Annotated in this window: 16 protein-coding genes; 6 read left to right on the top strand and 10 right to left on the bottom strand. The window is 50.3% G+C overall.

All coding sequences use genetic code 11. From position 1 onward, the window contains the following. The first annotated feature begins 20 nt into the window (after window positions 1-20). Window positions 21-3134 carry a multidrug efflux pump RND permease MdtF gene (gene mdtF, locus KXD89_RS01000; RefSeq protein ID WP_000024872.1) on the top strand — a complete coding sequence of 1038 codons (3114 nt, stop codon included), beginning with the start codon at window positions 21-23 and terminating at the stop codon, window positions 3132-3134. A 362-nt stretch (window positions 3135-3496) separates the two neighbouring features. Here mdtF and gadW read toward each other — a convergent pair whose 3' ends face one another. The 4 genes from gadW to ccp all read right to left on the bottom strand — a co-directional run bounded on the left by gadW (window position 3497) and on the right by ccp (window position 8795). Continuing rightward, on the bottom strand, window positions 3497-4225 hold the full coding sequence (gadW, locus tag KXD89_RS00995) for an acid resistance transcriptional activator GadW (RefSeq protein WP_000149999.1): 729 nt from the start codon (window positions 4223-4225) through the stop codon (window positions 3497-3499). Window positions 4226-4592: 367 nt separating this feature from the next. Then, entirely contained in the window at window positions 4593-5417 is an 825-nt protein-coding gene (gene gadX, locus KXD89_RS00990) for an acid resistance transcriptional activator GadX (protein WP_001191059.1), read from the bottom strand. 369 nt (window positions 5418-5786) lie between these two features. After that, complete coding sequence (locus KXD89_RS00985; RefSeq protein ID WP_000372240.1) at window positions 5787-7187, bottom strand: glutamate decarboxylase; 1401 nt, start codon at window positions 7185-7187, stop codon at window positions 5787-5789. 210 nt (window positions 7188-7397) lie between these two features. Next, complete coding sequence (gene ccp, locus KXD89_RS00980; RefSeq protein WP_000784827.1) at window positions 7398-8795, bottom strand: cytochrome c peroxidase; 1398 nt, start codon at window positions 8793-8795, stop codon at window positions 7398-7400. 403 nt (window positions 8796-9198) lie between these two features. Here ccp and KXD89_RS00975 point away from each other — a divergent pair, with 403 nt between their 5' ends. Continuing rightward, window positions 9199-10848 (top strand): alpha,alpha-trehalase, encoded by a 1650-nt coding sequence (locus KXD89_RS00975; RefSeq protein WP_000934216.1) that lies wholly within the window; start codon window positions 9199-9201, stop codon window positions 10846-10848. A 50-nt stretch (window positions 10849-10898) separates the two neighbouring features. Here KXD89_RS00975 and KXD89_RS00970 read toward each other — a convergent pair whose 3' ends face one another. Then, complete coding sequence (locus KXD89_RS00970) at window positions 10899-11501, bottom strand: response regulator transcription factor (RefSeq protein ID WP_001167676.1); 603 nt, start codon at window positions 11499-11501, stop codon at window positions 10899-10901. A gap of 519 nt (window positions 11502-12020) precedes the next feature. Here KXD89_RS00970 and KXD89_RS00965 point away from each other — a divergent pair. From KXD89_RS00965 to KXD89_RS00955, 3 genes are all read left to right on the top strand, one after another. After that, complete coding sequence (locus KXD89_RS00965) at window positions 12021-12920, top strand: LysR family transcriptional regulator (RefSeq protein ID WP_000357790.1); 900 nt, start codon at window positions 12021-12023, stop codon at window positions 12918-12920. A gap of 48 nt (window positions 12921-12968) precedes the next feature. Then, window positions 12969-13982 (top strand): inner membrane protein YhjD, encoded by a 1014-nt coding sequence (gene yhjD, locus KXD89_RS00960; RefSeq protein ID WP_000191237.1) that lies wholly within the window; start codon window positions 12969-12971, stop codon window positions 13980-13982. A 410-nt stretch (window positions 13983-14392) separates the two neighbouring features. Continuing rightward, complete coding sequence (locus tag KXD89_RS00955; RefSeq protein WP_001149003.1) at window positions 14393-15715, top strand: MFS transporter; 1323 nt, start codon at window positions 14393-14395, stop codon at window positions 15713-15715. Window positions 15716-15896: 181 nt separating this feature from the next. Here the strand turns inward: KXD89_RS00955 and KXD89_RS00950 are convergent, their stop codons facing one another. Beyond that, window positions 15897-17957 (bottom strand): AsmA family protein, encoded by a 2061-nt coding sequence (locus KXD89_RS00950; RefSeq protein ID WP_001296794.1) that lies wholly within the window; start codon window positions 17955-17957, stop codon window positions 15897-15899. A gap of 69 nt (window positions 17958-18026) precedes the next feature. Continuing rightward, the gene (pdeH, locus tag KXD89_RS00945; RefSeq protein WP_001295219.1) at window positions 18027-18794 is read right to left on the bottom strand and encodes a cyclic-guanylate-specific phosphodiesterase; all 768 of its coding nucleotides are present in this window, start codon (window positions 18792-18794) and stop codon (window positions 18027-18029) included. 231 nt (window positions 18795-19025) lie between these two features. Here pdeH and kdgK point away from each other — a divergent pair, with 231 nt between their 5' ends. Further along, window positions 19026-19955 (top strand): 2-dehydro-3-deoxygluconokinase, encoded by a 930-nt coding sequence (gene kdgK / locus KXD89_RS00940; RefSeq protein ID WP_000037562.1) that lies wholly within the window; start codon window positions 19026-19028, stop codon window positions 19953-19955. Between the two features lie 95 nt (window positions 19956-20050). Here the strand turns inward: kdgK and KXD89_RS00935 are convergent, their stop codons facing one another. From KXD89_RS00935 to hmsP, 3 genes are all read right to left on the bottom strand, one after another. Then, window positions 20051-21547 (bottom strand): pitrilysin family protein, encoded by a 1497-nt coding sequence (locus KXD89_RS00935; protein ID WP_001163141.1) that lies wholly within the window; start codon window positions 21545-21547, stop codon window positions 20051-20053. A 220-nt stretch (window positions 21548-21767) separates the two neighbouring features. Continuing rightward, complete coding sequence (dctA, locus tag KXD89_RS00930) at window positions 21768-23054, bottom strand: C4-dicarboxylate transporter DctC (RefSeq protein ID WP_000858214.1); 1287 nt, start codon at window positions 23052-23054, stop codon at window positions 21768-21770. Window positions 23055-23236: 182 nt separating this feature from the next. After that, window positions 23237-25225, bottom strand: a complete 1989-nt coding sequence (hmsP, locus tag KXD89_RS00925; protein WP_001266293.1) for a biofilm formation regulator HmsP — start codon at window positions 25223-25225, stop codon at window positions 23237-23239. Window positions 25226-25231: the final 6 nt, after the last annotated feature.

Raw genomic sequence — 25231 nt, 5'->3', positions numbered from 1 at the left:
GCAGGCTTAAGGGGACTTTCATGGCTAACTATTTTATTGATCGCCCGGTTTTTGCCTGGGTACTTGCCATTATTATGATGCTTGCAGGTGGTCTGGCGATCATGAACTTACCGGTTGCGCAGTATCCGCAGATTGCGCCACCGACCATTACCGTCAGCGCTACCTATCCAGGTGCCGATGCGCAAACGGTAGAAGACTCGGTCACTCAGGTGATTGAGCAAAATATGAATGGGCTTGATGGCCTGATGTACATGTCTTCAACCAGTGATGCGGCGGGCAATGCCTCTATCACTCTGACCTTCGAGACTGGGACATCTCCTGATATCGCACAGGTTCAAGTGCAAAATAAACTGCAACTCGCTATGCCTTCATTACCTGAAGCAGTGCAGCAGCAGGGGATTAGCGTCGATAAGTCGAGCAGTAATATCCTGATGGTAGCGGCGTTTATTTCTGATAACGGCAGCCTCAACCAGTACGATATCGCGGACTATGTAGCGTCTAATATCAAAGACCCGCTAAGCCGTACCGCGGGCGTTGGTAGCGTACAACTCTTTGGTTCCGAGTATGCCATGCGTATCTGGCTGGACCCGCAAAAACTCAATAAATATAACCTGGTACCTTCCGATGTTATTTCCCAGATTAAGGTGCAAAACAACCAGATTTCCGGTGGTCAACTGGGTGGCATGCCACAGGCGGCAGACCAGCAGCTAAACGCCTCGATCATTGTGCAGACGCGTCTGCAAACGCCGGAAGAATTTGGCAAAATCCTGTTGAAAGTTCAGCAAGATGGTTCGCAAGTGCTGCTGCGTGATGTCGCTCGCGTCGAACTTGGGGCGGAAGATTATTCCACCGTGGCACGCTATAACGGCAAACCTGCTGCCGGGATCGCCATCAAACTGGCTGCCGGAGCAAACGCCCTGGATACCTCGCGGGCAGTCAAAGAGGAACTGAACCGCTTATCAGCCTATTTCCCGGCAAGTCTGAAGACGGTTTATCCTTACGACACCACGCCGTTTATCGAAATTTCTATTCAGGAAGTTTTCAAAACACTGGTTGAGGCTATCATCCTAGTCTTCCTGGTCATGTATCTGTTTTTGCAGAATTTCCGTGCCACAATCATCCCGACGATTGCCGTACCGGTGGTTATTCTCGGGACGTTTGCGATCTTGTCGGCGGTCGGTTTCACCATCAACACGTTGACTATGTTCGGGATGGTGCTGGCGATAGGGTTACTGGTGGATGACGCCATCGTGGTGGTGGAGAACGTCGAGCGTGTCATTGCGGAAGATAAGCTACCGCCGAAGGAAGCGACGCATAAATCGATGGGGCAGATCCAACGTGCGCTGGTCGGTATTGCCGTTGTTCTTTCCGCAGTGTTTATGCCGATGGCCTTTATGAGCGGTGCAACCGGGGAGATCTACCGCCAGTTCTCCATCACGCTGATCTCCTCCATGCTGCTTTCAGTATTTGTGGCAATGAGCCTGACCCCTGCCCTGTGCGCCACCATTCTGAAAGCCGCGCCGGAAGGCGGTCACAAACCTAACGCCCTGTTCGCACGCTTCAACACGCTGTTTGAAAAATCAACTCAACACTATACCGATAGCACCCGCTCGCTGTTGCGTTGTACCGGTCGCTACATGGTGGTCTACCTGCTGATTTGCGCCGGGATGGCGGTGCTGTTCCTGCGCACGCCGACCTCTTTCTTACCAGAAGAGGATCAGGGGGTATTTATGACCACCGCGCAGTTACCTTCCGGTGCCACCATGGTTAACACCACGAAAGTGCTGCAACAGGTGACGGATTATTATCTGACTAAAGAGAAAGATAATGTCCAGTCGGTGTTTACCGTTGGCGGCTTTGGCTTCAGCGGTCAGGGGCAAAACAACGGCCTGGCGTTTATCAGTCTCAAGCCGTGGTCTGAACGTGTCGGTGAGGAAAACTCGGTTACCGCGATCATTCAGCGGGCAATGATTGCGTTAAGCAGTATCAATAAAGCCGTCGTCTTCCCGTTCAACTTACCCGCGGTGGCTGAACTGGGTACCGCGTCAGGTTTTGATATGGAACTGCTGGACAACGGTAACCTGGGGCACGAAAAACTAACCCAGGCGCGAAACGAGCTGTTATCACTGGCAGCGCAATCACCGAATCAGGTCACCGGGGTACGCCCGAACGGCCTGGAAGATACGCCGATGTTCAAAGTGAACGTCAACGCTGCGAAAGCTGAAGCGATGGGCGTGGCGCTGTCTGATATCAACCAGACAATTTCCACCGCCTTCGGCAGCAGCTACGTGAACGACTTCCTCAACCAGGGGCGGGTGAAAAAAGTGTATGTCCAGGCAGGCACGCCGTTCCGTATGTTGCCGGATAACATCAACCAATGGTATGTACGCAACGCCTCTGGCACGATGGCACCGCTTTCTGCCTACTCGTCTACCGAATGGACCTATGGTTCACCGCGACTGGAACGCTACAACGGCATCCCGTCAATGGAGATTTTAGGTGAAGCGGCGGCCGGGAAAAGTACCGGTGACGCCATGAAATTTATGGCAGACCTGGTCGCTAAACTTCCGGCAGGCGTCGGCTACTCATGGACCGGACTATCGTATCAGGAAGCGTTATCCTCAAATCAGGCTCCTGCGCTGTATGCGATTTCACTGGTCGTGGTGTTCCTCGCCCTCGCCGCACTCTATGAGAGCTGGTCAATTCCGTTCTCGGTGATGTTGGTTGTTCCGTTAGGCGTCGTTGGCGCATTACTGGCCACCGATCTGCGCGGCTTAAGTAATGACGTCTACTTCCAGGTTGGTTTGCTGACCACCATCGGGCTTTCCGCCAAAAACGCCATCCTGATTGTCGAATTTGCCGTTGAGATGATGCAGAAAGAAGGGAAAACGCCGATAGAGGCAATCATCGAAGCGGCGCGGATGCGTTTACGCCCAATCCTGATGACCTCTCTGGCCTTTATTCTCGGCGTGCTGCCGCTGGTTATCAGTCATGGTGCCGGTTCTGGCGCGCAAAACGCGGTAGGTACCGGCGTGATGGGCGGGATGTTTGCCGCAACAGTGCTGGCAATTTACTTCGTTCCGGTCTTTTTCGTTGTAGTGGAACATCTCTTTGCCCGCTTTAAAAAAGCGTAACGTGTAAATGAGAGTAAGGTTGAACATGAAGGTTCAGCCTTACTCTTTCCTGCTAACCATTCACCACTCAACAACCAGCTAACCGTCAGGAATACCAGGCTTAGTACACAGCACTGAAAGTAGAAACCACTCCAGCCATTCGTCATCAATTTGAACAACACAATACTGACCCACATTCCCGTAATCGTATGAATTGTCAGCTTAATAATCCCAAACATGCCGAGTCTTTTCCTCCTGAAAATACCGATACCGCCTGGCAAACTGCGAAAGAGAACTAGCCGGTAGCCCGGCAGAAATCATCAGGGAAGAGTTTCACATGAAGCAGGTGTGAGATCCTGACCAATATTCAAATGCGAAATATGTCAGGAAAAGGTACCTGGCGAATGTTGCGCAAACTGATGTGGCGTTACACCATAATATTGTCGAAATGTGTTTATAAAGTACGATGTACTGCTATAGCCACATTTTTCCGCAATAGTATGCAGAGGAATTTGACGTAACTCGAGTAATCGTCTGGCCATCGACATCCTGGAGGCGAGTAATATTTTACTGAAACAGGTATTTTCATCCTGCAACTTTTTTTTGATTAGACTCTCGCTGGTATACATTCTTTCCGCGATATCGCGCAGATACCAACGTTTGGCGATATCAAAGCTAATAAGGCGTTCAACTTTTCCTGAAACAGTGCTGATGCTATTGAAAAGTAAGGGGATCAGTTCTTTCTTATGAGAAAACATCGATAAACAGGAAAGGTAGAGCATATTGCTCAGTATCGGTGAATTTACCCCGGATTCATTGAAGCTATCAAAAATCGCCGTCACCAGCGGCATGGGGGGTGACTGGTTAATTAACAAACGGTCTTTGCTGTGTAACCCTAAATTGCGTGGTAGCTGACGAATATTTTGTAAGTAATGGCAAACTGTCAGCTCATCGATATCCAGTCGTCGCGTATCCGGTGAACAAAACGCAAAATCGTCTGCCAAATTTTTCTCCAGCAGCAGAATACTCTCGTTATGCAGCGATATTTTTTGCTGTTCATGATAAATATCGAATGAACGACGAATGAGGATCACCGAGCAGACATGAGTCATGATTATCCCTTATATTTCATACTGCGATTATTTCAATTTCAGTATACTAATGAAATGATGCCAGACTGTTTCTTAGCGCAAAAACTGCCAGATTTGGTAGGACCAAAATTTATCCACAAAGTAGTTTTGCATAACAGTTAATTGATAATAAGTAAATGCAGCACGAATATATTTTCGCACAGCGTATAGCTTATGTTTATAAAAAAATGGCTGATCTTATTTCCAGTAAAAGTTATATTTAACTTACTGAGAGCACAAAGTTTCCCGTGCCAACAGGGAGTGTTATAACGGTTTATTAGTCTGGAGACGGCAGACTATCCTCTTCCCGGTCCCCTATGCCGGGTTTTTTTTATGTCTGAGTAAAACTCTATAATCTTATTCCTTCCGCAGAACGGTCAGTGCCGTAAAAATTCCCTTGCGCAACAATACTTGCCGCCGAGTCACGGTTCGACAATCTCTGCGCCGATCGCTCCTGATACTCTGTGGGCGTCATCCCATAATAATTTCGAAAGACGTAAATGAAATACGACACGCTGTGATATCCACAGGATACTGCAACTCGCTTAATTGAAAAACCATGTATAACAATAAGTTGCAAAGCACGTTGCATTCTACACTCAGTAAGCAACTGTGAATATGATGTCTCTTCTTCGCGCAATTTTTTCTTTAACAGACTTGGACTCATCAACAGCTCGCTGGCGATTCGGGCTAGTGTCCACTCATGGGCGATATTATTATTGATAACCGTACAAACTCGTGTTCGCATGTTCGGTTGTAAAACGTTCAGAAGCAGCGGTATAAAGTGCTCATCCTCAAGAAAAACAGATAACAACGCAAAGATTAATGCTCTTTTACGTAGCATTTCTGCATAGCGAAGATTCTTATTCTGCGATAGTTGCGCAACTTCCTGAAAAACAGGAATATCTCTACTACAGTGATGAACGAGTAATGAAGAAACTTTTTTATGTGCATGAAGATTTAATGCCTCCTCCTTGAGCATCGGGAGAAATAATGAAAGCGTGTCCCTTGACACGAATACAAAATTTTCAACACACTTATCTACTCGAATTTGGCTTGCATCCGCAAAAACCAGGTCACCGCCATTAAAATAGCGATATTCACCATTAACCATGGTGAGAATATATTTATGTCTTGCATACGCAATTAGACAATTCCCATGTAGTGATTGCATAGTTGACTTAATATTACATAAACATATTACTGTTTATTAATGTAGCACGCCGCCCTCTTAAGTCAAATTGATTGATAAATAAATTTAAACGAAGCGGGAGAACAGGATGATAATGTGTGATGTTCTACGGGCAGGATGACTGGATTTATAATACAAAAACGTGTTTAAGAACACAGGGAAATTAATAGTAAGCAAATAATCCCTTTTCGTGACATTAAAGGTAATCGCTACATTTAATAAACATTCATATAACATATATCTTATCAACACGATGAATAGACAGCCAATATATTATTGCGATTAATAAGCAACCGAATGCCCAGCTGTTTTTTTAAAGGCTGGGCATTCGGTTTTTACAACGTTATGTTATCAGGTGTGTTTAAAGCTGTTCTGCTGGGCAATACCCTGCAGTTTCGGGTGATCGCTGAGATATTTCAGGGAGGCTTTGTAGTCTTCCAGCAACAGTTCAGCAAAGTCCATTTCGAAGCCGCGACGACACATAATGCGCATCACCACGATGTCGGTGGCTTCACCGCCGAGAGTGAAGGCCGGAACCTGCCAGCCGCGCAGACGCAGACGTTCAGAGAGGTCGTACAGGGTGTATCCCGGATCTTCACCATCTTTCAGTTTGAAGCAAACCGCCGGGATGCCTTCGTCCGGGCGACCCGTACAGATGAACTCATACGGCCCCAGTTTGGCGATTTCATCCGCCAGATAAGCGGCAACCTGGTAAGAGGCGTTCTGTACTTTGGTATAGCCTTCACGACCGAGGCGCAGGAATTCATAGTACTGTGCAATTACCTGACCCGCCGGGCGGGAGAAGTTGATGGCAAAAGTACCAATTTGACCACCCAGGTAGTCAACGTTGAACACCAGTTCCTGCGGCAGCGCTTCTTCGTCACGCCAGATAACCCAGCCGCAGCCCAGCGGAGCCAGACCGAATTTATGGCCTGAAGCACTGATCGATTTCACACGCGGCAGGCGGAAGTCCCAGACGATATCCGGGGCGACGAACGGTGCCAGGAAGCCACCGCTGGCAGCGTCGATGTGCATGTCGATGTCGATACCGGTGTCGGCCTGGAATTTATCCAGCGCATCGTGCAGCGGTTGTGGGAACTCATAGTTACCGGTGTAGGTCACGCCGAAAGTCGGCACCACGCCGATGGTGTTTTCGTCACAGGCTTCAATCATGCGTTTCGGGTCCATAAACAACTGACCGGGGCGCATAGGGATCTCACGCAGCTCCACATCCCAGTAGCGGGCGAATTTATGCCAGCAGATTTGTACCGGACCGCACACCAGGTTTGGTTTATCCGTTGGTTTGCCTGCAGCTTCCATACGCTTGCGCCAACGCCATTTCATCGCCATCCCGCCGAGCATACAGGCCTCGGAAGAACCAATGGTGTTGGTGCCAACGGCCTGACCATTTTTCGGCGCAGGCGCATGCCACAGATCGGCAACCATATTTACGCAACGCAGGTCGATGGCTGCGGATTGCGGATATTCTTCTTTGTCGATCCAGTTTTTATTGATCGACAAATCCATCAATTTATGGACGTTTTCGTCGTCCCAGGTCTGGCAGAAAGTGGCCAGGTTCTGACGAGCGTTGCCATCAAGATATAATTCATCATTGATAATCTGAAATGCGACATCATCGCGCATTTCGTGCAGCGGAAATCGTTTTGACTCCGCGATAGTAGAAATGGCCTTTGCGCCAAAACGTGAATCGAGTAGTTCTGAGCGGAAATCCGTTAACAGCTTCTGGTCCATTTCGAACTCCTTAAATTTATTTGAAGGCAATAAAAAAGTAGGATTTATCCGCAATGGAAGCAAGGCATTACAGGCTTAATTTAAATAACAAAATCCTAAGCAGAAAAACGACTTTTTATAATATAAACATTTAACATGATAATATTAAAAACAGACTTTATTATCGTAATAAAAATCGCCCAAACATTGCTGTTCGGGCGATCAAATTAATTATTGTTTATCCTGCATATACGGCGTGTACACCCCGTTCAGACTGTGCAGGAAAGCTACGATATCATCCACATCCTCCTGCGGCAGCTCTTTGCCTACCTGATAGCGCAGCATCAGTTTCACCGCCCCGTCCAGCGTCGGCACGTCACCGCGATGGAAGTACGGTGCCGTTAAAGCAACGTTACGTAAACCGGGTACTTTCTGACGCAATTTATCACGCTCTTCTTTAGTCACATTCATACGACCAATATCCGCCGCCGTAATTTCCCCAAAGTTAAAGTCTTTTTTCAGCCCCAACGGTTCAAAGGAACGTCCGCCGAGAATAATACCACCATGACAAGTTGCACATTTATTATCTTTAAATAATTGATAGCCTTTTTTCTGTTGCGCCGTCAGCGCATTTTCATCTCCGCGCAACCATTTATCAAATGGGGAATCCGGCGTAATTAATGTTTTCTCAAATTCAGCAATGGCATCAGTAATATTTTCGCCACTGAAACCTTGCGGATAGACTTCGAGGAACTGCGTTTTAAGCTGCGGATCTTTTTCCAGCTTAGCAATAATTTCGTCCCAGGATTTCGACGCCATTTCAATCGGGTTCAACGGCGGTCCACCAGCCTGATCCTGCAATGTTGCCGCACGACCATCCCAGAACTGCTCAACGTTAAATACTGAGTTAAATACCGTCGGCGCGTTAATCGGCCCAACTGCGCCACCAACACCAATCGATGTTTTTCTGCCATCGACGCCCCCCGCATTCAACGCATGGCAATGAGCGCATGAAATGGTGCTATCAGCCGATAAACGGGGATCGTGATACAGCGCAAAACCCAACGCCACTTTTTGCGCATCGGTAGGCAGTTTTTGCGGGATGGGCTGCACCGGTTCATTGCGATGTTCCGGAGCAGTATCATTGCTGGCGTAATATTCCGCGCGCTGTTTTGCAATCCAGGCCAGTATTTCCGCCCGCTCTTCATCACTCACCTTACCCGCCCAGTGTAGCGCGGTATAACGCGTTGGTGGCATAGTTTCATACTGCATCACCCATTCAATCTTATTCAAATCGCTTTGCGAAACGGGTTTATCAGCCAGCAGTGCCGCACGCACGGCCTCAAGGTTAAAAGATTTATATCCAAGCTTAATGTCGTAATCCATCAACTGTTTCGCGCCAGGAATATAATAATAGGCGGGTAATTCTGCCGAAGGCGTGTGGCAATAGTCGCATCCTTTTTCGCGGAGAAAGCCTAAAACCTTATTATTTTCACTGACAGCAGATGCCTGAACATCGGCCTGTTTACTGCGTTTATTATCGTGGTACCACACATAACCAGATAACCCTAAATAGCAAATCGCGACGCCAGCCAGGCCGATCGCGGTAATACGTGAGACCATTTTCATTATTCTTCCCTCACGGTGGTGAGTTATTGTGACCCAGAAAATTTTCCAGAATGCTGCAAACGTCTCTGCGAGACAAAGCCATCATAAAAAACAGGGAGATACGCTTTTTGATAGGAATCAATCAATTACATGAATATAAACTATCAATAAGATAGCCTGTGCCTATTACCCAGATCAGGAATGGCATATCATGATTGCGGCGAGAGCAGGATTGAATGTTCTGAAAATGAAAAACAACACCAAATCGGTATTTTTATAAATTCCATTGATATTAGTGCGTTATATTTTTTGACAGGTTAATAAACGTGATCCACCGCACGCTTTGTCGCCCACCAGGCGGAGCGAATGACTACCCTTAAAGAAAAGCCGATAATTAGCGACGAATTTCGGAGGTTGGATCCTTATGCTCAATCAGAAAATTCAAAACCCTAATCCAGACGAACTGATGATCGAAGTCGATCTCTGCTATGAGCTGGACCCGTATGAATTAAAACTGGATGAGATGATCGAGGCAGAACCGGAACCCGAGATGATTGAAGGGCTGCCTGCCTCTGATGCGCTGACGCCTGCCGATCGCTATCTCGAACTGTTCGAGCATGTTCAGTCGGCGAAAATTTTCCCCGACAGTAAAACCTTTCCCGACTGCGCACCTAAAATGGACCCGCTGGATATCTTAATCCGCTACCGTAAAGTGCGCCGTCATCGTGATTTTGACTTGCGCAAGTTTGTTGAAAACCACTTCTGGCTGCCGGAGGTCTACTCCAGCGAGTATGTATCGGACCCGCAAAATTCCCTGAAAGAGCATATCGACCAGCTGTGGCCGGTGCTAACCCGCGAACCACAGGATCACATTCCGTGGTCTTCTCTGCTGGCGCTGCCGCAGTCATATATTGTCCCGGGCGGCCGTTTTAGCGAAACCTACTATTGGGATTCCTATTTCACCATGCTGGGGCTGGCGGAAAGTGGTCGGGAAGATTTGCTGAAATGCATGGCCGATAACTTCGCCTGGATGATCGAAAACTACGGTCACATCCCCAACGGCAACCGCACCTATTATTTGAGCCGCTCGCAACCACCGGTTTTTGCGCTGATGGTGGAGTTGTTTGAAGAAGATGGTGTACGCGGTGCGCGCCGCTATCTCGACCACCTTAAAATGGAATATGCCTTCTGGATGGACGGTGCAGAATCGTTAATCCCTAATCAGGCCTATCGCCATGTTGTGCGGATGCCGGACGGATCGCTGCTCAACCGTTACTGGGACGATCGCGACACGCCGCGTGACGAATCCTGGCTTGAGGACGTTGAAACCGCGAAACATTCTGGTCGCCCGCCCAACGAGGTGTACCGCGATTTACGCGCGGGGGCGGCCTCCGGTTGGGATTACTCTTCCCGTTGGCTGCGTGATACTGGTCGTCTGGCGAGCATTCGTACCACCCAGTTCATCCCCATCGATCTGAATGCCTTCCTGTTTAAACTGGAGAGCGCCATCGCCAACATCTCGGCGCTGAAAGGCGAGAAAGAGACAGAAGCACTGTTCCGCCAGAAAGCCAGTGCCCGTCGCGATGCGGTAAACCGTTACCTCTGGGATGATGAAAACGGCATCTACCGCGATTACGACTGGCGACGCGAACAACTGGCGCTGTTTTCCGCTGCCGCCATTGTGCCACTCTATGTCGGTATGGCGAACCATGAACAGGCCGATCGTCTGGCAAACGCCGTGCGCAGTCGGTTACTGACACCTGGCGGGATTCTGGCAAGCGAGTACGAAACCGGTGAACAGTGGGATAAACCCAACGGCTGGGCACCGTTACAATGGATGGCGATTCAGGGATTTAAAATGTACGGCGATGACCTTCTGGGTGATGAAATCGCGCGAAGCTGGCTGAAGACGGTGAATCAGTTCTATCTGGAACAGCACAAACTGATCGAAAAATACCATATTGCCGATGGTGTTCCCCGCGAAGGCGGCGGTGGCGAGTATCCGTTGCAGGATGGGTTTGGCTGGACTAACGGTGTGGTACGCCGTTTAATTGGTTTGTACGGCGAACCATAATATTTTTACAGCCAGCCGCTAACTTCCTGCTGGCTGTAAAATTATCCTCTTCAGGAGGAGATATTTAACATCATTGCCGCCTGGGTGCGATTTTTCACTTCCAGACGGCGATACAGGGATTCCAGATGCGCTTTTACCGTTCCGGTACTGATATTCAGCGCTCTGCCGATCTCCTTATTTGATTCGCCCGCCGCTAACATGGTTAAAATCTCCCGCTGGCGGGCGCTTAACGATTTGAGATCTTTAATGTCCTTTTCCGGCGTCGTCCGCCAGTCTCCAGGCAGAAACATCATCCCCATCGCCGCACTATTTACCGCCAACGCAAATGTCTCGACGGTTGAATCACGAGGCACAATGGCCAGCACATTAAAATGGATAACTTCCTGTAACCACCGTTTATTGCAATCCGTCGCCGTAATTAACACCTTAACCTCAGGAAATTGCACCACGGTTTTTTGCAGCAACCAGTAGCAAAACTCACCATCCTGATCGCCATCGAGCATAACTAAGGCTTCAGGGTAACTTTCCAGCTTTTGCCATAACTCGTCTGCCTGACTGGCCCCCTGAATACTCACTCCTGGAATACGCTGCTGTAAACTGATTTTCATTCCATGAATAAATATTGACTGCCTGTCAAACATGACTATTTGCATAACTGAATCTCCACCTGAATACGTTAAAAAGACTTAAGTAGTGGAAGGGTATTACCCGCGAGAAAAAATAAGAATTCGCCATTTGGCGGTGGCCATTCTACAGAGATGACGTGTAGAAAATAGTTACCGATATAAATAGTTACAGCTAAACGCCTGAAATTACATGTCGAGGGCACTATTTAAAACAATTTTGAGGATTTCCTTATATTGGTGGTTAGTACGCATGCAATTAAAAATGAAATTCCGCGACCACAAGCCAAAATAACAAACGGCAAGGAGACAAAAATAAGCACAAATAGCCAACACGTCCTCTGTTCACTTTAAAGGGAATCGCTGAAAAATACGCTCTGTTTAAGGGGATTCACCTTTCTCAGAAAGCTATTCCGCCCTTTTCCTGCTGAGAAATCGCCACATTCGGCATGACAACATTGTGAAACCCGGCATTAGATGTTAGAAAAAACAATAAACAATGCGATATGCGCGTTACTGTTTCGCTGTGAACAACAATCGGTCAAAGAAATGGATAAAATTCACGCAATGCAGTTGTTCATCAAAGTCGCGGAGCTGGAAAGTTTTTCCCGCGCAGCGGATTTCTTTGCTTTGCCAAAGGGAAGTGTTTCGCGCCAGATACAGGCACTGGAACATCAACTTGGCACCCAGCTTCTCCAGCGCACCACGCGACGGGTCAAACTCACGCCAGAAGGCATGACCTATTATCAACGAGCAAAAGATGTGTTGAGTAATCTCAGCGAACTGGACGGTCTGTTTCAACAGGATGCCACCAGTATCAGCGGTAAATTACGCATCGACATCCCGCCAGGAATCGCGAAAAGCCTGTTACTGCCGCGCCTGTCGGAATTTCTCTATCTGCATCCGGGAATTGAGCTGGAACTGAGTAGCCATGACCGTCCGGTAGATATTCTTCATGATGGTTTTGATTGCGTGATACGCACTGGCGCGTTACCGGAAGATGGCGTTATCGCCCGTCCCCTCGGCAAACTGACCATGGTCAACTGTGCCAGTCCGCACTATCTGACGCGCTTTGGTTATCCGCAAAGCCCCGATGATCTGACTTCACACGCAATAGTGCGTTATACACCGCACCTGGGTGTACATCCGTTAGGTTTTGAGGTTGCCAGCGTTAATGGCGTCCAGTGGTTTAAGTCTGGCGGCATGTTGACGGTAAACAGTAGCGAAAACTATCTCACCGCCGGTCTTGCCGGTCTGGGGATTATTCAGATCCCGCGCATTGCCGTGCGCGAAGCCCTGCGTGCCGGGCGGCTTATTGAAGTATTACCTGGCTACCGTGCCGAGCCGCTCTCCCTTTCGCTGGTTTATCCGCAGCGTCGGGAGCTTTCCCGGCGTGTAAACCTGTTTATGCAGTGGCTGGCTGGCGTAATGAAAGAGTACCTGGACTGACCGACTATACTTTTTAAGAATGACCACGACAGAAGGACAAAAGAGCGGATGACGCAGGAAAACGAGATCAAACGTCCCATCCAGGATCTGGAGCACGAGCCGATTAAGCCGTTGGATAATAGCGAGAAAGGCAGCAAAGTTAGCCAGGCGCTGGAAACCGTCACCACCACTGCCGAAAAAGTCCAACGCCAACCGGTTATTGCGCACCTGATTCGCGCGACAGAACGCTTTAACGATCGGCTGGGTAACCAGTTTGGTGCGGCTATCACCTATTTCTCATTTTTGTCGATGATACCAATTTTGATGGTGTCGTTTGCCGCAGGGGGCTTTGTGCTGGCCTCCCATCCGATGTTGCTACAGGATATCTTCGACAAAATTCTGCAAAACATCAGCGATCCGACGCTAGCCGCCACGTTGAAAAACACCATCAACACCGCCGTTCAGCAGCGTACGACTGTAGGGCTTGTCGGCCTGGCGGTGGCACTTTATTCCGGCATCAACTGGATGGGTAACCTGCGTGAAGCGATTCGTGCCCAGTCGCGCGATGTCTGGGAACGCTCGCCGCAAGATCAGGAGAAGTTCTGGGTAAAATATCTGCGAGATTTTATTTCGCTGATTGGTTTGTTGATTGCGCTGATTGTGACGCTTTCGATCACCTCGGTTGCCGGTTCGGCGCAGCAAATGATTATTAGCGCCCTGCACCTGAACAGCATTGAGTGGCTGAAACCGACGTGGCGATTGATTGGCCTGGCGATTTCCATCTTCGCCAACTATCTGCTTTTCTTCTGGATCTTCTGGCGGTTGCCGCGCCACCGTCCGCGCAAAAAAGCCCTGATTCGCGGAACATTTCTGGCTGCTATTGGTTTTGAAGTGATTAAAATCGTGATGACCTACACCCTGCCATCGTTGATGAAATCCCCCTCTGGCGCAGCATTTGGTTCCGTGCTGGGGCTGATGGCATTTTTCTACTTCTTCGCCCGTTTGACGCTGTTTTGCGCGGCGTGGATTGCCACCGCCGAATATAAAGACGACCCGCGAATGCCGGGGAAAACGCAGCCTTAAAATAGGCCGGATGCGGCGTAAACGCCTTATCCGGCATACGATTTTATTCGGCCTGGCTCCCCGTAGGCCGGATAAGATGCGCCAGCATCGCATCCGGCTATAATGCGCACATAACCTCTTGAAACTCGTCCCCAGAGCCTCTTCAGCCATCTATTTGGGAGCAAACAATTTCATTCCAACTCATAACCCCAGCATATAAATCCAGTTGGTAACTTTTATTTAACCTGAAACCAGTTTTATCCACTATTTATAAAATTATGTGAAGCATTTCATAGAAGAAAAATCACTGGCCTAAACATTATCCCCTTTTTGCCTGATTTTTGACCATTTCCGCGATTTGTTACACATTGAAATATCACTTTTGCTGTGCGTAATATGGCTATTCGTTAGCCAAAAAATAAGAAAAGATTATGCAAGCAACAGCCACAACACTCGACCACGAGCAAGAATACACGCCGATCAACTCGCGTAATAAAGTCCTTGTCGCCTCTCTCATTGGCACAGCCATTGAGTTCTTCGACTTTTACATTTACGCCACTGCGGCCGTTATTGTGTTTCCGCATATCTTCTTCCCGCAGGGCGATCCTACGGCAGCAACGCTACAGTCGCTCGCCACCTTCGCCATCGCCTTCGTCGCGCGCCCCATTGGCTCTGCCGTTTTTGGTCATTTTGGCGATCGCGTTGGGCGTAAAGCGACGCTGGTCGCCTCGTTGCTAACGATGGGGATTTCGACCGTGGTGATTGGTCTGCTGCCGGGCTATGCCACGATTGGTATTTTCGCCCCGCTGCTGCTGGCGCTGGCTCGATTTGGTCAGGGTCTGGGCTTAGGCGGTGAATGGGGCGGCGCGGCGCTGCTGGCGACTGAAAACGCCCCACCGCGCAAACGTGCACTGTATGGCTCCTTTCCGCAGCTGGGCGCACCGATTGGCTTCTTCTTTGCCAATGGCACTTTCTTGCTGCTTTCCTGGCTACTGACCGACGAGCAGTTTATGAGCTGGGGCTGGCGTGTGCCATTTATCTTCTCGGCGGTGCTGGTCATTATCGGCCTGTATGTTCGCGTGTCGCTGCATGAGTCGCCGGTGTTTGAGAAAGTCGCTAAAGCGAAAAAACAGGTGAAGATCCCGCTGGGTACGCTGCTGACCAAACATGTTCGCGTAACCGTACTGGGTACGTTCATTATGCTGGCAACCTATACGCTGTTTTACATCATGACGGTCTACTCTATGACCTTTAGTACCGCCGCCGCGCCAGTTGGGCTTGGCCTGCCGCGTAACGAAGTGTTGTGGATGTTGATGATGGCAGTTATTGGTTTTGGCGTGATGGTGCCAGTCGCTGGATTACTGGCTGATGCCTTTGGTCGCCGTAAAAGCATGGTAATCATCACCACGCTGATCATCCTGTTCGCGCTGTTCGCCTTTAACCCACTGCTCGGTTCTGGCAACCCGATTCTGGTTTTTGCCTTCCTGCTGCTGGGGTTAAGTCTGATGGGTCTGACCTTCGGGCCAATGGGTGCGCTGTTACCAGAGCTGTTTCCGACAGAAGTGCGTTACACCGGAGCATCGTTCTCTTACAACGTAGCGTCGATTCTCGGGGCTTCCGTTGCGCCATATATCGCAGCCTGGTTGCAGACTAACTACGGGCTAGGTGCGGTGGGGTTATATCTGGCGGCGATGGCTGGCTTGACGTTAATCGCCCTGCTGCTGACCCATGAGACGCGACATCAGTCGTTGTAATAAGAGTGAAAAGCCTGATGCGCTACGCTTATCAGGCCTGAATTTCCATACAATATATTGAATTCGCAAGGATTTGTAGGCCGGATAAGGCGTTCACGCCGCATCCGGCATGAACAAAGCACACTTTGCCAACAATCTAAATCTGTTTAATTGCCGGATGTCAGACATCCGGCAATTATCATCACTTCTTCATCTGCGACAAAATCGTCCGACACTGATTAGCCTCCCCTTCGGAAGGTGAGATCAGTGCCAGTAACGCCGCCGCCGGTGTTACCAGCGTTGCCAGTGCCGCAGCAACAGCACCACGGGCAATCAGCGGTCCGGCTTTCACCCCAGCCTGCGGATTTTTAAACGTCCCCCGCACATACAGCGGCGAACGCAGTGTGATAATCCGAATTCCTTTACTCTCCGGATCAATAGTCAAATCCAGCTGTTCCGAAGCAAAACTTGCCGTGCCGGTAACATTAATCAACGCGTTCTCAGTATCGAAAGCAAAAATCTGCGGGCGCGCCACGCCGTTGGCAATATTCAGATTCGCCGCCGCGCAGTTCACCCGCACCTCATCATCACCAAATATCGCACCGACAATGTAGTTGCCGACATTCAGCCCAACAATCTCCATCAGGTTGCGGCTCACCAGCCCGTCATTCATCAACAGTTTCAGGTTGCCGTTACTGTTGCCTAAAAGTGCCGCCACCGAGTTACCGCTACCGCGTAGTTCCGCGTCACCGTTCATTTCCCCCAGCGTCTTCTGCATCAGTTCCACATCGGGCATCAGTTCTTTCAGTTTCAGTCGACGAGCCTGAATATCTGCCCGCCCCTGCATCGGCTTTTTATCGCCTTCCAGATGAATATTCGCCGCAATGCTGCCGCCCGCCATGCCAAATTTCAGCGGTTGCAGGCGCAGGTCAGCATTTTTGAGGATGATATGAGTAGAAAGATCGCTAATCGGCAGGCTACTGCCATGCTCAATGCGCCGCCCTTTGAAGCGAACATCGGCATCCATAACGTCCCATTTATCGGTTTCGAAGCGGTCATAAGGCAGCACTTTGCCCGCAGGCTGAACGCTTTTTTCGCCCTTCTTCTGTTCAGACCGTTTCGACTTTTCTGCCCCTTTCCCGGAATCAACGCCAATCAACGGTCCCAGGTCCGCCAGCCGCAATTGCCGCGACTCGACATCACCTTCCAGTTTTGGTCGTGGCTTTCCGGTGGTGTAGACCAGAGAACCGTGGATATCGCTATCACCAATTCGCCCATTAAAACCGCGATAATCAAAGACCGACGATTTTTCAGTGTCGATTTTCGCTACCAGCCGACCATCCGTTTCAAACGGCGGGGTATCGGGCAGCAGAACGCCCGTCAGTTCATAGAGATCACCCAGTGAATCGCCAGAAAATTTAAGCCGTAAATCGACACCGCCCATCTTCATTGGGTCATTCACGACGCCATCAAAAGCAACACGGGTGTTACCAGAGCGGAAATCAGCCTGTACCGGAAACGGCGTCCCTTCGCCACGCAGCGCCAGCATACCGCCTATTTTTCCCGTACCCGTGAGCGGTTCACCGTTATATCGTCCCTGCGCCTTCAGGCCAAAAACGTAATCGCCCACCTTTTCTTTATCCGCTTTACCTTTCGATCCAGTAACTTCGCTGAACGGCAGCGGCTTGCCTAAGGGATCAACAAAAATCTCCAGATCCGCTTTGCTTACTTTGTCATCAATGGCGATCCGCCCTTGATCGAAAAGAATATTATCCAGCCGAAACGACCATGCCGACGGCTTTGCATTCGCGTCTTTGTTATCATCGTTGGCAAGATTAAACGTCCAGTTATTGTTCTTTTCAGAGAGGCGAATCAGGCGCGCGTCGGGCTTTTCGAGCTTGATCCACGGCAGCCAGACCGTTTTGGTCAGCAGCGCCAGCGGGGCCAGCGTTGCCTCTACGCGTGGCAAATGCACCATCGTGACTTCGGGAATATCCGGTGGATTGCCAAGAATGATGTCTTCCGCGTGTACATGGGGCCACGGCACCCAGCTGCGCCAGCCAGTTTCTTGTTTTTGCCGCTCCCACACCACGCCCAGATCGCCACGGATAGCGAACGGACGATTCAACTCCGCAGAGACTTTCTGGTTGATAGTCGGTTTGAGTCGATTCCAGTCAAAAGTTGCAATCAAAATGATCGCCACGACAATCAACAACAAGAAAGCCCCTGAAATCGCAGCGGTTATTTTGCCTGCCTTGCTCATCGTTCGCTTCCTCATATTCTTCCTGTGCCAGTCCTAAAGATAGTCCAGCCAGGCGGAAAATGAGGCAGCTTATAGCGCCAGAACCGCCGTATTCAGCGTTTCTATCGGTGCCGGGCGTGAAAGAAACCAGCCTTGTGCGGCGAATGCGGGCGAGTTCTGAACATCACGCCACTCTTCCGGCGTTTCTACGCCCTCGACAATCACCCCGCGACAATAGCGATTCATTAGATGTAAAAGCTGAGAAAAGAGTGTGCGTCCTTCCGGCGACTGACGCAGCATCACAAACAGTTCTCGCGCGATTTTGATGTAGTCATAACGCACTTCACTTAGCGCAGAGAAATTTGCCATCCCGGTACCAAAATCATCCAGCCACAGCGGGCCAAATTCACACATCGAGGCAAAGGTTGAATCTTTCGGCAGACGGATATGCTCCACCAGTTCGAAACGCAGCCAGGGAAGACGCTCAATCTGGCGCAGGATTTTTGGTTGCTGACGCAGGGCGATGAGCGTAGGGCCATCAATATTGACCGATGCCAGCAGGCCGTGCTCTATAAAGAAGTCGGCTTTTTGCGCCAGCAAATCAATCTGCTCTTTCACAACCTCCATCCGATGGCTGACGGTGATTTCAGTAAAATAGCGATCCGGCGGCAGGCGTTGCGAAGGGTTCAAGGGATGCGTGACCACCGTTAATAGCTCCACGGCCATTAACCGCCCGCATGTTTGATAGATCGGCTGCCAGGTGTAAGCACGCTCACACTGCAACCAAAAACGCCGTTCCTGCAAGCTCTCGATGCTTGCTTCAGGGTTGCTTATTCGCTGGATAACCTGCCTTATCATCAAAGATGTCCTGTGTTTAAAAGTGATGCTGCCCGGACTCGACAAAGATTATCGGCGCGTAAGGGCAGAACTTTACCGCCTGGCCGGGGTAAATTTCCTCACTCCACAACGGAATCTTTCAGGAATACGTTCTGGCTCAAAAAAATAATGGAACACTGTTTTAATATGGTTGACCAGCAAACCACCACAGCGCAAACTAACGCTAATTTTTTACAGATCAGGTTCACGACTATGTCCAAAAAGATTGCCGTGATTGGCGAATGCATGATTGAGCTTTCCGAGAAAGGCGCGGACGTTAAGCGCGGTTTCGGCGGCGATACCCTGAACACTTCCGTCTATATCGCCCGTCAGGTCGATCCTGCGGCATTAACCGTTCATTACGTAACGGCGCTGGGAACGGACAGTTTTAGCCAGCAGATGCTGGACGCCTGGCACGGCGAGAACGTTGATACTTCCCTGACCCAACGGATGGAAAACCGTCTGCCGGGCCTTTACTACATTGAAACCGACAGCACCGGCGAGCGTACGTTCTACTACTGGCGGAACGAAGCCGCCGCCAAATTCTGGCTGGAGAGTGAGCAGTCTGCGGCGATTTGCGAAGAGCTGGCGAATTTCGATTATCTCTACCTGAGCGGGATTAGCCTGGCGATCTTAAGCCCGACCAGCCGCGAAAAGCTGCTTTCCCTGCTGCGCGAATGCCGCGCCAACGGCGGAAAAGTGATTTTCGACAATAACTATCGTCCGCGCCTGTGGGCCAGCAAAGAAGAGACACAGCAGGTGTACCAACAAATGCTGGAATGCACGGATATCGCCTTCCTGACGCTGGACGACGAAGACGCGCTGTGGGGTCAACAGCCGGTGGAAGACGTCATTGCGCGCACCCATAACGCGGGCGTGAAAGAAGTGGTGGTGAAACGCGGGGCGGATTCTTGCCTGGTGTCCATTGCTGGCGAAGGGTTAGTGGATGTTCCGGCGGTGAAACTGCCGAAAGAAAAAGTGATCGATACCACCGCAGCTGGCGACTCTTTCAGTGCCGGTTATCTGGCGGTACGTCTGACAGGCGGCAGCGCGGAAGACGCGGCGAAACGTGGGCACCTGACCGCAAGTACCGTTATTCAGTATCGCGGCGCGATTATCCCGCGTGAGGCGATGCCAGCGTAAACGCAGCATATGCAAAAGGCTGGATAAAGTGTTACCCCTCTATCCAGCTCATCCATAAATACCTGATGGTTGTGCTAACTCATCACCATCAGGCATTACTGTGCAGGTGGAATATCCGTCACTTCAGGATGTACGTCATCCGTGGCGACAGAGGTGGTCGCAGCGGCGGTAGATGGGGCCATGATTTGATCCCAGACCGCCTGCAACGCTTTCATGTTAAATTCCGGCTCGCCTTTCGGCTGCAGCAGTATTAACGCCATATCATTCGACAACTGTTGACGCAGATCCTGATTTAACATCTCTACCGTCAGGCTATTAAGGAAATCCTGCCGCAGTTTCTGATATTGCTCCGGCGCGATATCGACAACCTGATTTTGCAACGAACGCATCCGCTGACCCATCAGAATATCGGTATCAGCTCGTGCATAGGCGGCAAACAGTTTCTGCAGCTCCAGTTTCTTTTGCGCCACTAACGCATTGAACTCTTCTTCCGGCAGACCTTTATCGCGAACCTTCGCCAGTTCACGCGCCACCAGATTAAGGTTGCTGTTCAGCTTGTCGTTTGGTGATTCGATGTTGATGGCACACTGCGCACGCAGATACAGCACACGGCAGTCAAATCCAAGACCGATGTCTTTGCTGTTACTGGCACTTAACGCTTGCTGAACATGCCAGAACAGCGCCTCGCGGGCCAGGTCCGCACGCCAGTAGCGCAGCAGTGCGGCTGATTCACGAATCGGCTGCCACGGCGTATCCCACATGATAGATAACCGGTCCTGACGCACCGCGTCAGTCATAATACTCACCGCTTCCGCACGCAGCGGAGAAAGCGTCGGCACCGGAGCTGGCGTTTCACGTTTGCCTTTCAGTTCGCCAAACGTTTTGTTTATTTGGTCGACAACCGAGCGCGCATCCACGTTTCCCACCACCAGTAGCGTCATTGCATCCGGGGTGTACCATTTCTGATAGAAATCTTTAATTTTTTCCGCTTCAACGGGTTGTTTCAGCGGATCGGCAGGATCGTGACCTAACAAGGTTGACCCTTTCAGACGATAGCGCCACCAGCCCTCTTTAGTATCGGCAGGCCAGGTTGCCACCATGTCCTGACTTTGCAGCGCGTGGTTGATGGTTTCTGGTGTGATGGTCAATTTGCCAGTGGCATTTGCCAGATAAGAGAGCGCTTCTTTCAGCAAATCGTTACGGTTATTGGGCAAACTCAGATTAAACAGCGTGGTGTCATAAGAGACAATTACCGGCGGCATCGGGCGTTTAGGGTCGATCCCCTGCTGCCACAATGAACGCGCCTGTGCTGCGTCAAGGCCACCGCTTTGCGTTAGCGCAATACGAGGGATGGCGTGACTGTAACCGCTCTGTTGTGTACTTTCGGCGAGCGAACCGGTATTAACCAGCAGGCGAATTTCAACACGATCGCTGGGACGCTGGGGGGTGGTCAGCACTTGCCACTGTAAACCGTTGGAAAGCGTCCCCTGTTGCCATGCTGGATCAGGCTGGAGCGCATCTGCCTGCACATAGCCAGCAGTGGCCATCATCAGCAAACCGCCCGCTAAAAGTCGAATTTTTGTGCCCTGCATGTGAACCCCTGATCAACTATCCTGGTAATAAAAAAACTGCCCGTTGTCGGTCAGTCTAAATGACGTTAAAAACACTTCGTGTTAGACCGCAAGAACATGAAAATGTCACGGAAGAAGTGAAATAAACCTGAACTCACCCAGGTGGTAAGTTCAGGCACAGGGGTCAATTATGCGCAAACACCCGCACTCGGGGAAGGGAGTGCGGGCATAAGTGATGAGATTAAGAGGATAATTCGTGCGTTTTGCCATCCGGCGCACGATTATTCAGCACATCGTCCAGTTTTTTGTGGTCCAGTTCTTTCACCCACTTAGCAACGACAATGGTCGCTACGCCGTTACCGACCAGGTTAGTCAGCGCACGAGCTTCTGACATAAAGCGGTCGATACCGAGGATCAGCGCCAGACCCGCTACCGGCAAATGGCCCACCGCAGAGAGCGTCGCCGCCAGCACGATAAAGCCACTACCCGTTACCCCTGCCGCCCCTTTAGAAGAAAGCAGCAACACGATTAACAGCGTGATTTGGTGGACGATATCCATCTGACTGTTAGTGGCCTGGGCGATAAACACCGCCGCCATTGTCAGGTATATCGATGTGCCATCAAGGTTAAACGAGTAGCCTGTCGGGATGACCAGCCCCACCACCGATTTACGGCAGCCGAGTTTCTCCATCTTGTCGAGCATACGCGGCAGCGCCGACTCGGAAGATGAAGTCCCCAGTACAATCAGCAGTTCTTCACGGATGTAGCGGATAAATTTGAAGATACTGAAACCAGTCGCTTTAGCGATTGAACCCAATACCAGCACCACAAACAGGATACAGGTAATGTAGAAACAGATAATCAGCTGCCCCAGTTGCACCAGTGTGCCGACGCCGTATTTACCGATGGTAAACGCCATTGCCCCGAACGCACCAATAGGTGCCAGACGCATGATCATATTGATGATGCCGAAGATGACCTGCGAGAAACTTTCGATGACGTTAAAAATCAGTTGGCCTTTGCTGCCCAGACGGTGGAGCGCAAAACCAAACAGTACGGCAAACAGCAGCACCTGCAGAATGTTACCGCTGGCAAATGCGCCAATGACGCTCGCCGGGATGACATCCATAATGAAGGCGACAATGCCCTGGTCTTTCGCCTGATCGGCGTAAACCGCTACCGCTTTCGCATCAAGCGTTGCCGGATCGACGTTCATTCCGGCACCAGGCTGCACGACGTTAACGATGATAAGACCAATAATCAGCGCGATGGTACTGACAATTTCAAAGTAAAGCAGTGCGACTGCGCCGGTACGACCGACCGCCTTCATGCTTTCCATGCCCGCAATGCCCGTTACGACGGTACAAAAGATGACAGGAGCGATGATCATCTTAATGAGCTTAACGAAGCCGTCGCCAAGCGGTTTCATTTGCTCGCCTATTTCAGGATAGAAATGGCCAAGGAGAATACCAATGGCTATCGCTGTCAGGACCTGAAAGTAAAGGCTTTTAAACAGAGAGGTTTTCATAGGGTGTCCTTTAGTAAAACCACAGGTCTTGTAAGGTTATGGGGTACCTGCGGCCTTAAAATAACACCCAGACAACATCACAGAAATGTACCTGGATCATAATTGAAACAAAAAGGTTAAAAAGTTTGAGCTGGCTCGCACAAACCAGCACTTTTTAAAGTTTTGTAATCAGTTTGGGGTAGCTACTTTTCTTCCAGGTAACTCTCTTCGAAGATTTCAATAGGGAGTGGGCGAGCAAAAAGGAAGCCCTGGGCAATACCAACGCCCGCTTTTGCCAGCCAGTCGCGTTGTGCTTCAGTCTCCACGCCTTCGGCAATCATTTGTAAGTTCAGGCTCTGCGCCAGCATGATAATTGCAGCAATCATGCTGCTATCTCCCGGCAAGCCTTCAACAAACATTTTGTCGATTTTCAGTACGTCGATTGGCAACGATTTCATATGCTGCAGCTGACGCAGCCCTGCGTAGCCCATGCCGAAATCATCCAGCGCCACCCGAACTCCGGCATTGCGCAGCGGACGGAGGATTGCCACCGCAGCATGAGGGTCGTCAATACGTCGGCTTTCTGTCACTTCCAGAATCAGTGTTCCCGGCTGAATGCGATAGCGGGTTAACAGTTCCAGCATATCCGCCACCATATTCGGGTGCATCAGTTGCAGCGCAGAGAGGTTTACCGACAAGGGCAGCATAATGCCGCGCTCTTGCCAGGCTGCAAGCAATCGACAGGACTCTTCCAGCACCCAGTGACCGACGGTAACCATCAGCCCACAGCACTCAATGCGATCGATTAAGCCATCCGGCAGGTCCCAACTGCCATCCGGTTGCTGGATACGCAGTAACACTTCCGCACTGACCAGTTTACCGCTGGTCATCTCGACCTGTGGCTGTAACCAAATAGCAAACTGATGATTTTCCAGTGCATTAAGGATATCGCTCTCTTCCGTCAACCGCTTCTGGGCGGCTTCCATCTGCTGCGGATCAAAGAACTGAATCTGATTCTTGCCTTTATGGCGAGCGGTAAATGCCGCAGAAATAGCGCGACTGTAAAGCTGTTCGGCGGTGAGATCGCCGTAGAACATCGCCACGCCAATGCTACAGTGCGGACGGAGTTGAATACGTTCAATCGGCAGGCGCTCGCTCATGATAGTGAGCACTTGCTGACCTAAGGTGATTGCGTGCCACGGTTCCTGTACACCGTTGGCAATGACAGCAAAGTCATAACCGCTAATCTGCGCGAGGATCATACGTGGCGACAGTACCGATTTGAGTTTTTCCACCAGCGTCAGCAGCAGAATTTCTCGTTGCGCCTCTTTCAGCACGCCCGCAGTATCACGCAGGGTTTCACAGGTGATGATCATCAGCGCGGTGGTTTGTTTACGCGCGACAACCTGCTCCAGCATCTCCATCAGCAAGGCTTTGTTCGGCAAATCCGACACCGGGAAGCGCATCGCATTTTCGTTCTGTTCTTCATAATGGCGCTGCAGCAATTGCTGGTTGAGGTTGTAACTGCGCACCAACATACCGATTTCATCGTCCTGATGCAGACGCGGTAATGCCAGTTGGTGACCAACAAGCTCCTTGGCTGGGATGGCGTTAAGTTCGCGAGCAATATTGCGTAACGGATGCAAAATCAGGCGGTTAATGCACCAGCTGATGGCGACGGTCAGGATAAGCGACAAAAGTAAGTAAATGGTCACTAACGTTGAGAGGGTGCTCATCACGAACTTATACATACGGAAGGAATCCGCCTGTAGTACCAGATAGGCAATTGGCTGCGGGTTTGCCGGACGTTCGAGCGAGTAAACGCCCAGCGAGATTTGAACCGGTAGCTCAAACAGGCGAGTAACCATTACCGGCACCGGGCGCTCTGGAATAAAACTTTTACGCAGCGCCTGGAACTGGTTAGGCAGCACTACATCGGCACGGCTGACCACGCCTGCCGGTTTAATGCTGGCAAGAATAGCTTCCGCTTCGGGAATATCGCCTTTCAAAATAGCTGAAGATAAGGGTTCGCGGACAGAGCGAGCAATGCTTTCCAGTTGCGTAGCCGTGTTATAGCGATTCTGCTGGACCAGATGGAACAGCAAAACGGTGCAAAAAATAAAAACGAACACCAGGACAACGGCTGCCACCATTGCCATCTGCTTGATTGTTAACGAGCGACTTACGCGCAAATTGTC

Origin of the sequence: Escherichia sp. TC-EC600-tetX4 (assembly GCF_019356055.1) — a bacterium.
Classification (GTDB): domain Bacteria; phylum Pseudomonadota; class Gammaproteobacteria; order Enterobacterales; family Enterobacteriaceae.
Note: the sequence above shows the minus strand (reverse complement) of the source record. Positions and strands in the feature narration are given on the sequence as shown.